The organism is uncultured Georgenia sp. (assembly GCF_937958535.1).
GTDB lineage: Bacteria > Actinomycetota > Actinomycetes > Actinomycetales > Actinomycetaceae > Oceanitalea.
Window position 1 is genome coordinate 24,150 of sequence record NZ_CALGNQ010000269.1, and the last position, 13,428, is coordinate 37,577.

The window sequence follows — 13,428 nt, forward strand, 5'->3', positions numbered from 1 at the left end:
GGATAGATTGTCGAGACGTGACTTCCGACGACCAGCGCCCCGGGTGGGGGCAGCCGTGATCCAGCTCACCGTCGCCCAGATCGCCCGGGCCGTCGGCGGACGCCCGGTGGGCGTCGACCCCCAGCTCCTCGTGACCGGCGGCGTGGTCACCGACTCCCGGCTCGCCGGCCCCGGCTCGGTCTTCGTCGCCGTGCGCGGCGAGCGCACCGACGGGCACGAGCACGCCGCCGCCGCCGTCGCCGCGGGGGCGGCGCTCGTCATCGCCGAGCGGGCGGTGGACGCCCCGCACGTCCTCGTCCCGGACTCCGTCATCGCGCTGGGCGAGCTGGCCCGTCACGTCCTGTCCGTCCTGCGGGAGGAGGGCGACCTGCGGGTCGTCGGCCTCACCGGGTCGGTGGGCAAGACCACGACGAAGGACCTGCTGGCCCAGGTGCTCGCCCAGGCCGGCCCCACCGTCGCGCCGCGGGCGTCGTTCAACAACGAGATCGGACTGCCGCTGACCGTCCTGTCGGCCACCCGCGAGACCCGCTACCTCGTGCTGGAGATGGGGGCCAGCGGCCCCGGCCACATCGCCTACCTCACCCGCATCGCCCCCCTCGACGTCGCCGTCGTCCTCATCGTCGGCCACGCGCACATGGGCGGGTTCGGCTCCATCGAGGCCGTGACCCGCGCCAAGGCCGAGATCGTCGCCGGCCTGCGGGGCGGGGGCACCGCGGTGCTCAACGCCGACGACCGCCGCGTCGCCTCCATGGCCGCCGACGCCCCCGGCCCGGTGGTCTGGTTCGGTCGCGGCGCGGACGCCGACGTCCGTGCCGGCGACGTCACCCTCGACGAGGAGGCCCGCCCCTCCTTCGTCCTGGAGACGGACAGCTCCGGTGCCCGCACGCGCCACCCCGTCCGCCTCGCCCTCCACGGCGAGCACCAGGTCTCCAACGCGCTCGCCGTGGCGGGGGCCGCACTCGCCCTCGGCCTCGACGTCGGCTTCGTCGCCCAGGCGCTGAGCCGCGCGGAACGGGTGAGCGCCCACCGGATGGCAGTGACCCGACGCCCCGACGGCGTCACCGTCGTCGACGACGCCTACAACGCCAACCCCGACTCGATGGCCGCCGCGCTGCGTGCCGTCGCCGCCATGCCCGCCGCCCGGCGGATCGCCGTCCTCGGCGAGATGCTCGAGCTGGGGGAGGAGACCGAGCCGGCGCACGTCGAACTCGGCCGCCTCGCGGCCGAGCTCGGGGTCGACATCGTCGTGGCCCCCGGTGCCGCCGGCCCGCCCGTGCGCCGGGGCGCCGGTGCCAACGGCCCCCAGGTCCACACCCCCACCGACGTCGACGCCGCCGCCGCGCTGCTCGACGAGCTCCTCCAGGAGGGCGACCTCGTGCTGCTCAAGGGATCCAACGGCTCCGGCGTGTGGCGCCTGGCCGACCGGCTCACCCGGGAGGGGGGTGGCGCCGAGTGGTGACCGTCCTCGTGGCGGGGGCGACCGCCCTCGTCATCGCGCTCTTCGGCACCCCGCTGTTCATCCGGTTCCTCGTCAAGCGGAACTACGGGCAGTTCATCCGCCAGGACGGACCCACCGCGCACTACACCAAGCGCGGGACCCCGACCATGGGCGGGGTCATCATCATCCTCGCCACCGTCCTCGGGTACGCCGTCTCCAACATCGTCGCCGGACGCGCCCCGAACGCCTCCGGGGTGCTCCTGCTCTTCCTCATCGTGGGCCTGGGCGTCATCGGCTTCGCCGACGACTACATCAAGATCAGCCGGCAGCGCTCCCTCGGGCTGCGGGCGCGGTGGAAGATCATCGGCCAGGCGGCCGTCGGCATCACCTTCGCCGTCCTCGCGCTGAACTTCCCCAACGAGAACTTCCGCACCCCCGGGTCGACGCACATCTCCGTCGTCCGGGACACGTCGATCGACCTCGCCTTCGCCGGGCCGGTGCTCGGCCTCATCCTCTTCATCCTCTGGGCGAACTTCCTCATCACCGCGTGGTCCAACGCGGTCAACCTCACCGACGGCCTGGACGGGCTGGCCACCGGCGCCTCGGCCATGGTCTTCGCCGCCTACACGGTGATCTCGATGTGGCAGGCCAACCAGAACTGCCAGTTCCTCACCGACCCGGGCGCTGCGTGGTCCGCCTGCTACGAGGTGCGCGACCCCCGCGACCTCTCGCTCATCGGTGCCGCCCTCATCGGCGCCTGCCTCGGCTTCCTGTGGTGGAACGCCTCACCGGCCCAGATCTTCATGGGCGACACCGGCTCGCTCGCACTGGGCGGGGCCATCGCCGGCTTCTCGATCCTCACCCACACCCAGTTCCTCGCCATCGTCATCGGCGGGCTCTTCGTCGTCATCGTCATGAGCGACGTCATCCAGATCGGGTTCTTCAAGGCGACCGGCAGACGGGTCTTCCGGATGGCCCCGCTGCACCACCACTTCGAGCTCGGCGGCTGGGGCGAGGTGACGATCGTCATCCGGTTCTGGCTCATCGCCGCGCTGTGCGTCGCGCTCGGGCTCGGCGCTTTCTACGCGGAGTGGGTGACGGCATGAGCGCGCTGGCCGGTGCCCGGGTCACGGTCGTGGGGCTGGGCACCTCCGGGCGCGCGGCCGCGGAGGTGCTCACCACCCTCGGTGCCCACGTGCGTGGCCTGGACCGCAGCGGCGCCGCCGTCGAGGCGGCCCGCGCCGAGCTCGGCCCGGGCGTGGAGCTGGTCGCCGTCGCCGACGACGAGGCGCTGGCCGATGCGGTGCTCGACGCCGCCCCGGACCTCGCCGTCGTCTCCCCGGGCGTCCCGGCGACCTCCCCGCTGCTGACGCGGGCCGCCGCGCGCGGCCTGCCGTGCTGGAGCGAGGTCGAGCTGGCCTGGCAGCTGCAGCCCGCCGAGGCACGGCCGCCGTGGCTCACCATCACCGGGACCAACGGCAAGACGACCACCGTCGGCATGCTCAGCGCCATCCTCACCGCGGCCGGGCTGCGCGCCCCGGCGGTCGGGAACGTCGGCACCCCCGTCGTCCGGGTCGCCGCCGAGGGCGGCGTGGACGCCCTGGCGGTCGAGCTCTCCAGCTTCCAGCTCCACCTCACCCACACCGTCGCCCCGCTCGCCTCGGTGTGCCTCAACATCGCCCCCGACCACCTCGACTGGCACGGCTCCTTCGCCGCCTACCGCGCCGACAAGGCGCGCGTGTACGAGCGCACCGTGCGGGCCTGCGTCTACACCGACGCCGACACCCGGGCCATGGTCGAGGAGGCCGACGTCGCCGAGGGTGCCCGCGGCATCGGCGCGGTCCGCGGCACCCCGGCCGTCGGCGAGCTCGGCATCGTCGAGGACGTCCTGTGCGACCGCGCCTTCGAACCCCGCCGCCAGACCCACGCCCTCCCGCTCGCCACGCTCGCCGACCTCGCTCACCTCGCCCCCACCCCGGGTGGGCAGGTCCCGGGCCACGTCGTCGCCGACGCGCTGGCCGCCGCGGCGCTCGCCCGCGCCCACGGGGTCCCCCCGGAGGCGGTCGCCGCCGGGCTGCGCGCCTTCGACGGCGGCCGGCACCGGATCGAGGTCGTCACCACCCGCGGCGGCGTCACCTGGGTCGACGACTCCAAGGCGACCAACGCCCACGCCGCCCGGGCGAGCCTCGCGGCACTGCCCGCCGGGCGCGGGGTGTGGGTCGCCGGCGGGCTGGCCAAGGGGGCCACCTTCGACGAGCTCGTCCGCGACGTCGCCGACCGGCTGCGCGCCGTCGTCCTCATCGGCCTCGACCGCGCCCCGCTGCGTGACGCACTTGCCCGACACGCGCCGCAGGTGCCGGTGACCGAGGTGACGGCTGGCGACACTGGGGACGTGATGAGCCACGCCGTCGCCGCAGCAGCAGGCCTCGCCCGGCCGGGCGACACCGTGCTGCTCGCCCCCGCGTGCGCGTCGATGGACCAGTTCACCGACTACGGCGCCCGGGGCGACGCCTTCGCCGCCGCCGTCCGCGCGCTGCCCGAGGAGCCGGCATGACGGCCGTCCAGCCGGCCCGGTTCCCGCGGCCGGCCCTGCCCGGACGCCGCTCCGGCGCGTCCGCGCGCCGCACCCACGTGCGCGACGGCAGCCGCGGCGACACCCGTGACACCACCGACGCCCTCGTCCGCGGGCCTGCCGTGCTCAGCTACTACGTCGTGGGCGGAGCGACCCTCCTGCTCCTGGCCATCGGCGTGGTCATGGTGCTCTCCGCCTCCTCGATCACCTCGATCCGGGAGACCGGCACGCCCTACGGCTACTTCCTCGACCAGGCCAAGTTCGCCCTCGTCGGGGTGCCGGCGATGGTCGTCGCCAGCCGCATCCCGGTGCGGTGGTACCGGCGCCTGGCCTGGCCCGCCCTCGGGCTCGGCCTCGTGCTCCAGTCGCTCATCCTCTCCCCCCTCGCCCGCGGCGAGAAGGGCAACACCAACTGGATCTACATCCCCGGCCTGGGACAGACGATCCAGCCCTCGGAGTTCCTCAAGCTCGCCCTGGCCGTGTGGCTCGGGCTCGTCCTCGCCCGCAAGGCGCACCTGCTCCACCGGCCCATGCACGTCCTGGTCCCGGGCCTCGTCGTCTCCGCCGTCGCGCTCGGGCTCGTCCTGGCCGGGCACGACCTCGGCACGGCCCTCGTCGTCGCCGCGGTCGTCGCCGGTGCGATGTTCGTCGCCGGCGTCCCGCTGCGCTGGTTCGGGGCCGCGGTCGTCGCCGGGGCGGGGCTCGTCTCCTTTCTCGTCATCGGCTCGGACAACCGGATGCAGCGGATCATGGCCGTCTTCGGCGGGGACTGCGACACCTCGGCGGCCTGCTACCAGACCCTCCACGGCCTGTACGGGCTGGGCACGGGTGGGATCTCCGGGGTGGGCCTGGGCGCCTCCCGCGAGAAGTGGGCCTACCTGCCCGAGGCCCACAACGACTACATCTTCGCCATCCTCGGCGAGGAGCTCGGCCTGCTCGGCACGCTCCTCGTGCTCGGGCTGTTCACCGCGCTCGCCGTCGGGATGTTCCGCATCGTGCGCCGCCACCCCGACCCGTTCGTCAAGATCACCACCGGCGCCGTCGCCGCGTGGATCCTGGGCCAGGCGCTCATCAACATCGGGGTCGTCATCGGCTTCCTGCCCGTCATCGGCGTGCCGCTGCCCCTCGTGTCCGCGGGCGGCTCCGCGCTCATCGCCACCCTGCTCGCGATGGGCGTCGTCCTCGCCTTCGCCCGCGACGAGCCGGGCGCGGCCGAGGCGCTGCGCGCCCGCCGGGGCGCGGTGCGCCGCTCGCTGGCGGTGGTCGTGGGCGGGCGCGGCCGTGGCTGAGCTGCGCGCCCTGCTCGCCGGCGGCGGGACGGCAGGCCACGTCAACCCGTTGCTCGCCACCGCCGACCGGCTCGCCGCCCTGCCCGGCGGTGCGGACCTCACCGTGCTCGGCACGGCCGAGGGGCTGGAGTCGCGGCTCGTGCCCGAGGCCGGGCTGCCGCTGCGGATCGTCCCGCGCACCCCGCTGCCGCGGCGCCCCTCCCTCGACCTGCTGCGCCTGCCCGGACGGTTGCGCGCCGCCGTGCGGGCCGCCGCCGAGGCGATCACCGCGACCCGGGCGCAGGTGGTCGTCGGCTTCGGCGGCTACGTCGCCACCCCGGCCTACCTCGCCGCCCGCCGCCTGGGCGTGCCGGTCGTCATCCACGAGCAGAACGCCCGGCCCGGGCTGGCCAACCGCCTCGGCGCCCGCTGGGCCCGGTACGTCGCCGTCACCTTCCCCGGCACCCCGCTGCCGCGGGCCACGCTCACCGGGCTGCCGTTGCGCCCGGCCATCGCCGACCTCGTCGCCGAGCGCGCCGCCGACACCGCGGCCCGCCGCCGTGCCGGTGCCGCCGCCCTCGGGCTCGACCCGGAGCGCACCACGCTGCTCGTCACCGGCGGCTCCCTCGGCGCGCAGCGCATCAACGACGCCGTCGCCGCCGGCGCCGCGGCCTTGGACGAGGCCGGGGTCCAGGTGCTCCACCTCACCGGCCACGGCAAGGACGAGCCGGTGCGCAGCGCGACCTCCGGGCTGCGGCACTACCACGTGCGTCCCTACCTCGACGACATGGCCAGCGCGTACGCCGCCGCCGACCTCGTGCTCTGCCGCGCCGGGGCCGGGACGGTCAGCGAGCTGGCCGCCCTGGGGCTGCCGGCCGTCTACGTGCCCCTGCCCATCGGCAACGGTGAGCAGCGGCGCAACGCCGCCGGGGTGGTCGCGGCGGGGGGCGGGACCATCGTCGCGGACGCCGACCTCACCGCCGACTACGTCACCGGGCCGCTGCGCGCCCTCCTCGCCGACCGGGAGCGGTTGGCCGAGATGGGCCGCGCCGCCGCCGGCGCCGGTATCCGCGACGGCGCCGCCCGCCTCGCCGAGCTCGTCGTCCGTGCCGCGCGGGAGCGGACGTGACCCGCTACCACCTCATCGGGATCGGCGGCGCCGGCATGGCCCCGGTGGCCGAGCTCCTCGCCGCCCGCGGCCTGGAGGTCTCCGGCTCCGACGCCCGCCCCAGCGCCATCCTGGACCGGCTGCGGGCCGCCGGGGTGCGGGCCCACGTGGGCCACGACCCGGCGCACGTCCCGCAGCACGGGACCGTCGTCGTCTCCACGGCGGTGCGCCCCGACAACCCCGAGCTGCTGCGGGCCCGTGAGCTGGGGCTGCCGGTGATCCACCGCTCCCAGGCGCTCGTCGTCGCCGCCGGGGACCAGGACTTCGTCGCCGTCGCCGGCGCCCACGGCAAGACCACGACGTCCGCCATGCTCGCCGTCGCGCTCGCCGAGGTGGGGGCCGACCCGAGCTGGGCCATCGGCGGCAGCGTCGCCGGGCTGGGCGGCGGTGCGCACCTGGGCCAGGGCCGGGCGTTCGTCGCCGAGGCCGACGAGTCCGACGGGTCCTTCCTCAACTACCGGCCCGCGGTCGGCGTGGTGACGAACGTCGAACCCGACCACCTCGACCACTACGGCTCGCGGGACGCCTTCGAGCAGGCGTTCGTCGACTTCGCCGCCCGCGTCACCGGGCTGCTCGTCGTGTGCGCCGACGACGCCGGTGGCCGGCGCCTCGTCGACCGGGTCGGCCCCGACGTGCGGGTGCTGACCTACGGCACCGGGCCCGGTCCCGTGCCCACCTCCGGGACGGGCGAGGGGCACGTCCGTATCGCCGACCTCGAGGTCGGGGCGGACGGTGCGAGCGCGGTGCTCCACCACCCGCGGGTCGACCGCCCGGTGCCGCTGCGGCTGGCGGTGACCGGGGCGCACAACGTCCGCAACGCCACCGGGGCCTGGTGCGCCGGGGTCGCCCTCGGCGCCGACCCCGTGGCGCTCGCCGCCGCCCTCGGTGCCTTCCGCGGGACCGGGCGGCGCTTCGAGGAGCGCGGCCGCGCGCACGGGGTCCGGGTCGTCGACGACTACGCCCACCACCCCACCGAGGTCGCCGCCACGCTCGCGGCGGCCCGGCTCGCGGCGGGGGAGGGGCGCGTCCTCGTCCTCTTCCAGCCCCACCTGTACTCCCGCACCCAGACCTTCGCGGCGGAGTTCGCCGCGGCGCTGGCCGCCGCCGACGCCGTCGTCGTCACCGACGTCTACGCCGCCCGGGAGGACCCCGTGCCGGGTGTCGACGGCTCGCTCATCACCGACCGCCTGGACGGCGCCCGCTACGTCGCCGACCGGTACGGGGCGGCGGCGGTCGTCGCCGGGCTGGCCCGCCCCGGCGACCTCGTCCTCACCATGGGGGCCGGGGACGTCACCGAGCTCGGACCGCACATCCTCCGGCTGCTCGCGGAGCGGGCGTGAGACCACCCCGCGCCCCGCGCCGGCCCCGCCCGGTGGTCACCGCCGCACTGCTCGGTGAGGAGGAGCGGGCTCCCGAGACACCTGCGGCGGACCAGGGCGGCCGCGAGGTGCTGCCCGCGCAGGAGCCCTCGCCCGCCCGCCGCCGGCTCCTCCCGCGCCGCGACGTCACGCCTGCCGAACCACCCACCGACCCGGCGGTCGAGCGCAGCAGCTTCCTCGAGCGCCTCGCCGAGCGGACCCGCGCCCGCCGCCGCCTGGCCTGGCGCAAGGTCCTCCTTCTCGCCGCGGCTGTCACCGTGCTGGCCGGCACCGCCTGGGCCGTGCTCGTCTCACCGCTCCTCGCCCTCGAGGTCGCCGACGTCACCGTCACCGGGGTGGGGGAGGGCACGACCGTCGCGCACGAGGACGTCATGGCCGTCGTCGCCCGGCGGGAGGGCACCCCGCTCGCCCGGCTCGAGACGGGCGAGCTCGTCGCCGACCTCACGCAGATCACCACGGTGCGCTCCGCCCAGGTCACCCGTGCGTGGCCCAACGGCCTGCGCGTGGACGTCGTGCCGCGGGTGCCGGTCGCGGTGGCCCCGGGCGACGACGGCGTCGTCCTGCTCGACGTCGAGGGCGTCGTCGTCGGGACGGCGGCGGAGCCACCCGAGGAGCTGCCGAACGTCACCGTGCCGCTCGCCGACGAGCGGGCCGGCCAGACCCTCGCGGCCGTCCTCAGCGTGCTGGCCGAGCTGCCCGCCGACCTGCGGGCCGAGGTCGCGACGGCCGGGGCGGCCAACCCCGCCGCGATCACCCTCGAGCTGGCCGACGGCGCCACCGTGCGGTGGGGCGGACCGGAGGAGTCCGACCTCAAGGCGGCCGTGCTCGCCGTCCTGCGTGAGCGGGAGGCCGGCGTCTACGACGTCACCGTGCCCCGCGCCCCGACGATCTCCGGGTGAACCGTGTGCGACACACCCCTCGATGTCGTTGCCCGGGGTGCATCGGGCACCTAGCGTCTCCGGTGCCAGAACATGACATAAGTCTAACCCTCAGGTAGAGGTTGAGGGTTAGCCCCAGGACAGCACCAGCAGCGAACCAAGTGAGGGGGCCGACGTGGCGGCACCGCAGAACTACCTAGCAGTGATCAAGGTGGTGGGCATCGGTGGCGGCGGTGTCAACGCCGTCAACCGGATGATCGAGGTCGGGCTCAAGGGCGTGGAGTTCATCGCCATCAACACCGACGCCCAGGCGCTCCTCATGAGTGACGCCGACGTCAAGCTCGACGTCGGGCGTGAGCTCACCCGTGGGCTCGGGGCCGGCGCCGACCCGGAGGTCGGCAAGAAGGCCGCCGAGGACCACGCCGAGGAGATCGAGGAGGTGCTCCGCGGTGCCGACATGGTCTTCGTCACCGCGGGGGAGGGCGGTGGCACCGGCACCGGCGGCGCCCCGGTCGTGGCGCGCATCGCCCGCTCGCTCGGCGCGCTGACCATCGGCGTCGTCACCCGGCCCTTCACCTTCGAGGGCCGGCGCCGCTCCACCCAGGCGGAGGCGGGTATCGAGGCGCTGCGCGCCGAGGTCGACACCCTCATCGTCATCCCCAACGACCGGCTGCTGTCGATCTCCGACCGCAACGTCTCGGTCCTCGACGCCTTCAAGAGCGCCGACCAGGTGCTCCTCTCCGGTGTCCAGGGGATCACCGACCTCATCACCACCCCCGGCCTCATCAACCTCGACTTCGCCGACGTCAAGTCGGTCATGCAGGGCGCCGGCAGCGCCCTCATGGGTATCGGCTCCGCCCGCGGGGAGGACCGCGCCATCCAGGCCGCCGAGCTGGCCATCTCCTCCCCGCTCCTCGAGGCGAGCATCGACGGCGCCTACGGCGTGCTGCTGTCCATCCAGGGCGGCAGCGACCTCGGGCTCTTCGAGATCCACGAGGCCGCCCGGCTGGTCCAGGAGGCCGCCCACCCCGAGGCGAACATCATCTTCGGCAACGTCATCGACGACGCCCTCGGCGACGAGGTCCGGGTCACGGTCATCGCCGCCGGCTTCGACGACCCCAAGCCCAACCCGGCCCCCGCCCCGGCGCCGCAGCAGCGGCGCACCGCCACCCCGGCGGAGGCCCCGGTGCCGCTCGACAGCGCCCCCAGCGCCCCCGAGCCGGTCACCCCGCCCGCCGCACAGCAGGCTCCCGAGCCCGCCGCCCCCCAGCGCGAGCCGCAGCGCGAACCGGAGCCGGTGTACGCCGGAGCGGCCGAGCAGCGGCGGCCGCTGGAGGTGCCGCGGGTCTTCGACGAGGAGCCGGTGCGCGGCCGGCGCGAGGAGGACCTCGACATCCCCGACTTCCTCCGCTGAGGTGCCCGAGCTCCTCGGTGCCGACCTGGGACCCGGCGCGCGTGGTGGCTTCACCACGCGCGCCGGTGGCGTCTCCGGCGGGCCCTACGCCGCCCCGGACGGCAGCGGTGGCCTCAACCTCGGGCTCCACGTCGACGACGAGGAGCACGACGTCCTGGCCAACCGGCACCTGCTCGACCGCTGGGCCGGACACCCCGTGGCCTGGATGAGCCAGCGCCACTCCGCCGTCGTCCAGGTCGTCGACGCCGTCCCGGCGCGCGGACGCACGACGGTGGGGGAGTGCGACGCCCTCGTCGCCCGTCGCGCCGGGCCCGGCGCCCCGACGGTGGGCGTCATGGTGGCCGACTGCGTCCCGTTGCTGCTCGCCACCCCCTCCGGCGACCTTGTCGCGGCCGCCCACGTGGGCCGCCAGGGGCTGGCGAGCGGGATCGTCCGGGCGACGCTCGGGGCACTCGCCGCGCAGGGGGCCGAGCCGGCCGAGCTGTACGCGGCGCTGGGTCCGAGCATCTGCGGCCGCTGCTACGAGGTCCCGGCGGCGCTGCGCGAGGAGGTCGCCGCGGTGGTGCCGGAGGCCCGGAGCACGACGTCGTGGGCCACCCCGGCGCTCGACGTCCCGGCGGGGGTCATGGCCCAGCTCGCCGCGGCCGGGGTGCGGCGGGTGACGCCCCCGGCGGCGTGCACGCGGGAGGACGAGCGGTTCTACTCCTACCGCCGCGACGGGCGCACCGGCCGCTTCGCCGGCGTCGTCCGGCCGGCGTGAGCGACACGCCGCGCGTTGCTGCGCACAGTGGCGCGGATGCTGGTCTAGCGTCACGACCACAGGAGCGGCACGAGGTGTGATCGCAGAATTCGACGACGGGAGCAGTCATGGCCGGAGCACTGCGGAAGACGATGGCGTACCTCGGACTGTCCGAGGACGAGGCGGACTACGCCGACGAGCTCGACGTCCCCCGGCACGAGGAGCCGGCGGCGCCCGAGCCGCGGTCCGAGCGGGCCGAGCGGGCCGACCGGCACGCCCAGGTGACGCCGATGCGTGTGGTGCCCGCCCCCGAGCCGGAGCAGGACCTGCGCCGCATCAGCACCGTGCACCCGGCCACGTACAACGAGGCCCGGGTCATCGGTGAGTCGTTCCGCGACGGCACCCCCGTGATCATGAACCTCACCGGGATGAGCGAGGCGGAGGCCAAGCGGATGGTCGACTTCGCCGCCGGCCTGGTCTTCGGGCTGCACGGCACCATCGAGCGCGTGACCAACCGGGTGTTCCTCCTGTCCCCGGCGAACGTCGAGGTCGCCACCGACTCCGGTGAGCCCGACGCCGGGCCGGGGCGTCTGTTCAACCAGAGCTGACGACGTGGAGCTGCTCTTCTCGATCGTCTACCTCCTGCTCCTGCTCTACCTCGTCGTCCTCATCGGACGGCTGGTCCTCGACTGGGTGCAGGTGTTCTCCCGCGACTGGCGACCCCGGGGCGCGCTGCTCATCCTCGCCGAGCTCATCTACACGCTCACCGACCCACCCCTGAAGTGGCTGCGCCGCTACATCCCGCCCCTCCGGCTCGGTGGGATCGCCCTCGACCTGGGCTTCATCATCCTCTTCCTCGCGGTCAGCATCCTCATGCGGGTGGCCGCGGGGCTGGCGCTCACCTGACGGCGCCGTACCGGCCCGGTGCGCTGGCTCAGGTAACGTTCCGCTAACGTGGACCCGTGAGTCGCGCGGGCGCTCACGACCGAACGACTGGACTACCGAGGTGACGACTATGGCGCTGCTCACTGCAGACGACGTGCTGAACAAGAAGTTTCAGCCGACGAAGTTCCGGGAGGGCTACGACCAGGACGAGGTCGACGACTTCCTGGACGAGGTCGTCAACACGCTGAGCACCCTCCAGAACGAGAACGAGGAGCTCAAGGCGAAGCTGGCGGCCGCCGAGCGGCGGATCGCCGAGCTGACCAGCGGTGAGCAGACTGCCGCCCCCGCACCTGCCCCGGCCGAGGAGGCCGAGGCCGAGGCCGAGGCAGCGCCCGAGGCCGAGCAGGAGCAGACCTTCGCGCCGCCCGCGGCCCCGGCCGCCCCCGCCGCCGAGGCGGGTGACGAGCCGACCTCCGCCGCCGGGATGCTCGCCCTCGCCCAGCGCCTGCACGACGAGTACGTCAACAACGGCAAGCAGGAGGGGGAGCGCATCCTCCACGAGGCACGGACCGAGGCCGAGCGCATCGTGCGCGAGGCGGAGGAGCAGCACAACCGCACGCTGGCCCAGCTCGAGCAGGAGCGCTCGCTGCTGGAGCGCAAGATCGACGAGCTGCGTGTCTTCGAGCGCGACTACCGCACCCGCCTGAAGAGCTACCTCGAGTCGCTCCTCGCGGACGTCGAGGGCCGCGGCAACATCTCCGGGCGCGCGGACGCCGGCCCGGCACAGTTCGGTCGCTGAGCATGCCCCGACGGCGGCGGCCCACCGGGCTGCCGCCGTCGCTGCGTGCCGAGGAAGGACAGGCATGACCCAGCAGGGCCGGCGCCGCCGGATCGTCCTGCTCCTCTGGCTGGCGGCGGGTATCGCCGTCGTCGACCAGGTGACCAAGTACCTGGCCGAGGCCCGGCTCACCCCCGGCGTGGTCAACCCGCTGCTCGGGGACCTCCTCGGCCTCCAGCTCATCTACAACCCGGGCGCCGCCTTCTCCCTGGCGACGGGCATGACCTGGATCTTCACGGTCATCACCGTGGCGGTGGTCGTCTACGTGCTGCGCGTGGCGCGGCGGCTGTACTCCACCCCGTGGGCGGTGGCGCTCGGCCTGCTGCTCGGCGGTGCGCTGGGCAACCTCTACGACCGCCTCCTGCGCGAGCCGGGCTTCGGCCGCGGCCATGTCGTCGACTTCATCAACTACAACGGCTGGTTCGTCGGCAACGTCGCGGACATCGCGATCGTCGCCGCTGCCGTGCTCATCGCCGTGCTGGCCCTGCGCGGTGTCGAGGTCGACGGCACCCGGACCGCGCCACCGGCGGACGGTGCCGCCGCGGGCGAGGACCCCGCGCCGGCCGTCCCGGACGAGGTGGACGACCTGGGGGAGGAACCGCTCACCGAGGTGGAGGAGTTCTCCCCCGAGGTCCCGCGCCCCACCGGCGCGGCGGTGGACATTGCCGCCTGGGTGCGCGCCGCGCCCTCGGCGAGCCGGGTCCAGGCCGGGTCGGCACCCGTCGTGCGGGCCGACGACGAGGCCGCTGCCGAGGTGCCCGGCGGCCCTGCCGGGCCCGCCGACCCGGGCACGCCTGCCGGGACGGCCGGCCCTGCCGGGCCGGAGATGCCGGCCCCGCCTGCCACGCC

Annotated in this window: 13 protein-coding genes; all 13 read left to right on the plus strand. The window is 75.1% G+C overall.

Translation table 11 applies throughout. From position 1 onward, the window contains the following. Positions 1-55 precede the first annotated feature (55 nt). A complete protein-coding gene (murF, locus tag Q0195_RS14895) occupies positions 56-1,459 on the plus strand; it encodes a UDP-N-acetylmuramoyl-tripeptide--D-alanyl-D-alanine ligase (RefSeq protein WP_299279932.1) in 1,404 nt (467 codons plus the stop codon). After that, positions 1,453-2,544 carry a phospho-N-acetylmuramoyl-pentapeptide-transferase gene (mraY, locus tag Q0195_RS14900; RefSeq protein ID WP_299279934.1) on the plus strand — a complete coding sequence of 364 codons (1,092 nt, stop codon included), beginning with the start codon at positions 1,453-1,455 and terminating at the stop codon, positions 2,542-2,544. Before murF ends, mraY begins: the two co-directional genes overlap by 7 nt. Then, positions 2,541-3,992, plus strand: a complete 1,452-nt coding sequence (murD, locus tag Q0195_RS14905; protein WP_299279936.1) for a UDP-N-acetylmuramoyl-L-alanine--D-glutamate ligase — start codon at positions 2,541-2,543, stop codon at positions 3,990-3,992. The genes mraY and murD overlap by 4 nt, the downstream gene beginning before the upstream one ends. Beyond that, on the plus strand, positions 3,989-5,299 hold the full coding sequence (ftsW, locus tag Q0195_RS14910) for a putative lipid II flippase FtsW (protein ID WP_299279938.1): 1,311 nt from the start codon (positions 3,989-3,991) through the stop codon (positions 5,297-5,299). The genes murD and ftsW overlap by 4 nt, the downstream gene beginning before the upstream one ends. After that, positions 5,292-6,407 (plus strand): undecaprenyldiphospho-muramoylpentapeptide beta-N-acetylglucosaminyltransferase, encoded by a 1,116-nt coding sequence (gene murG, locus Q0195_RS14915; RefSeq protein WP_299279940.1) that lies wholly within the window; start codon positions 5,292-5,294, stop codon positions 6,405-6,407. The genes ftsW and murG overlap by 8 nt, the downstream gene beginning before the upstream one ends. Then, entirely contained in the window at positions 6,404-7,786 is a 1,383-nt protein-coding gene (gene murC / locus Q0195_RS14920) for a UDP-N-acetylmuramate--L-alanine ligase (protein ID WP_299279942.1), read from the plus strand. The genes murG and murC overlap by 4 nt, the downstream gene beginning before the upstream one ends. Continuing rightward, entirely contained in the window at positions 7,783-8,724 is a 942-nt protein-coding gene (locus tag Q0195_RS14925) for a cell division protein FtsQ/DivIB (RefSeq protein ID WP_299279944.1), read from the plus strand. The genes murC and Q0195_RS14925 overlap by 4 nt, the downstream gene beginning before the upstream one ends. 154 nt (positions 8,725-8,878) lie before the next feature. Further along, positions 8,879-10,117: a cell division protein FtsZ gene (ftsZ, locus tag Q0195_RS14930; protein ID WP_299279946.1), complete on the plus strand. Its 1,239-nt coding sequence runs from the start codon at positions 8,879-8,881 to the stop codon at positions 10,115-10,117. 1 nt (position 10,118) lies between these two features. After that, positions 10,119-10,877, plus strand: a complete 759-nt coding sequence (locus Q0195_RS14935) for a polyphenol oxidase family protein (RefSeq protein ID WP_299279948.1) — start codon at positions 10,119-10,121, stop codon at positions 10,875-10,877. Between the two features lie 107 nt (positions 10,878-10,984). Further along, entirely contained in the window at positions 10,985-11,464 is a 480-nt protein-coding gene (gene sepF, locus Q0195_RS14940) for a cell division protein SepF (RefSeq protein ID WP_299279949.1), read from the plus strand. A 4-nt stretch (positions 11,465-11,468) separates the two neighbouring features. After that, positions 11,469-11,762 (plus strand): YggT family protein, encoded by a 294-nt coding sequence (locus tag Q0195_RS14945; protein ID WP_299279951.1) that lies wholly within the window; start codon positions 11,469-11,471, stop codon positions 11,760-11,762. 109 nt (positions 11,763-11,871) lie between these two features. Further along, positions 11,872-12,540, plus strand: coding sequence for a DivIVA domain-containing protein (locus tag Q0195_RS14950; protein ID WP_299279953.1), 669 nt, complete (start codon positions 11,872-11,874; stop codon positions 12,538-12,540). A gap of 64 nt (positions 12,541-12,604) precedes the next feature. Further along, a partial coding sequence (locus Q0195_RS15820) for a signal peptidase II (RefSeq protein ID WP_366518113.1) occupies positions 12,605-13,428 on the plus strand: 824 nt, incomplete at its 3' end.

Coding starts and splice junctions, on each gene's coding strand:
- murD (WP_299279936.1), top strand. CDS start 2,541: ATGAGCGCGCTGGCCGGTGCCCGGGTCACGGTCGTGGGGCTGGGCACC.
- ftsW (WP_299279938.1), top strand. CDS start 3,989: ATGACGGCCGTCCAGCCGGCCCGGTTCCCGCGGCCGGCCCTGCCCGGA.
- sepF (WP_299279949.1), top strand. CDS start 10,985: ATGGCCGGAGCACTGCGGAAGACGATGGCGTACCTCGGACTGTCCGAG.
- Q0195_RS14950 (WP_299279953.1), top strand. CDS start 11,872: ATGGCGCTGCTCACTGCAGACGACGTGCTGAACAAGAAGTTTCAGCCG.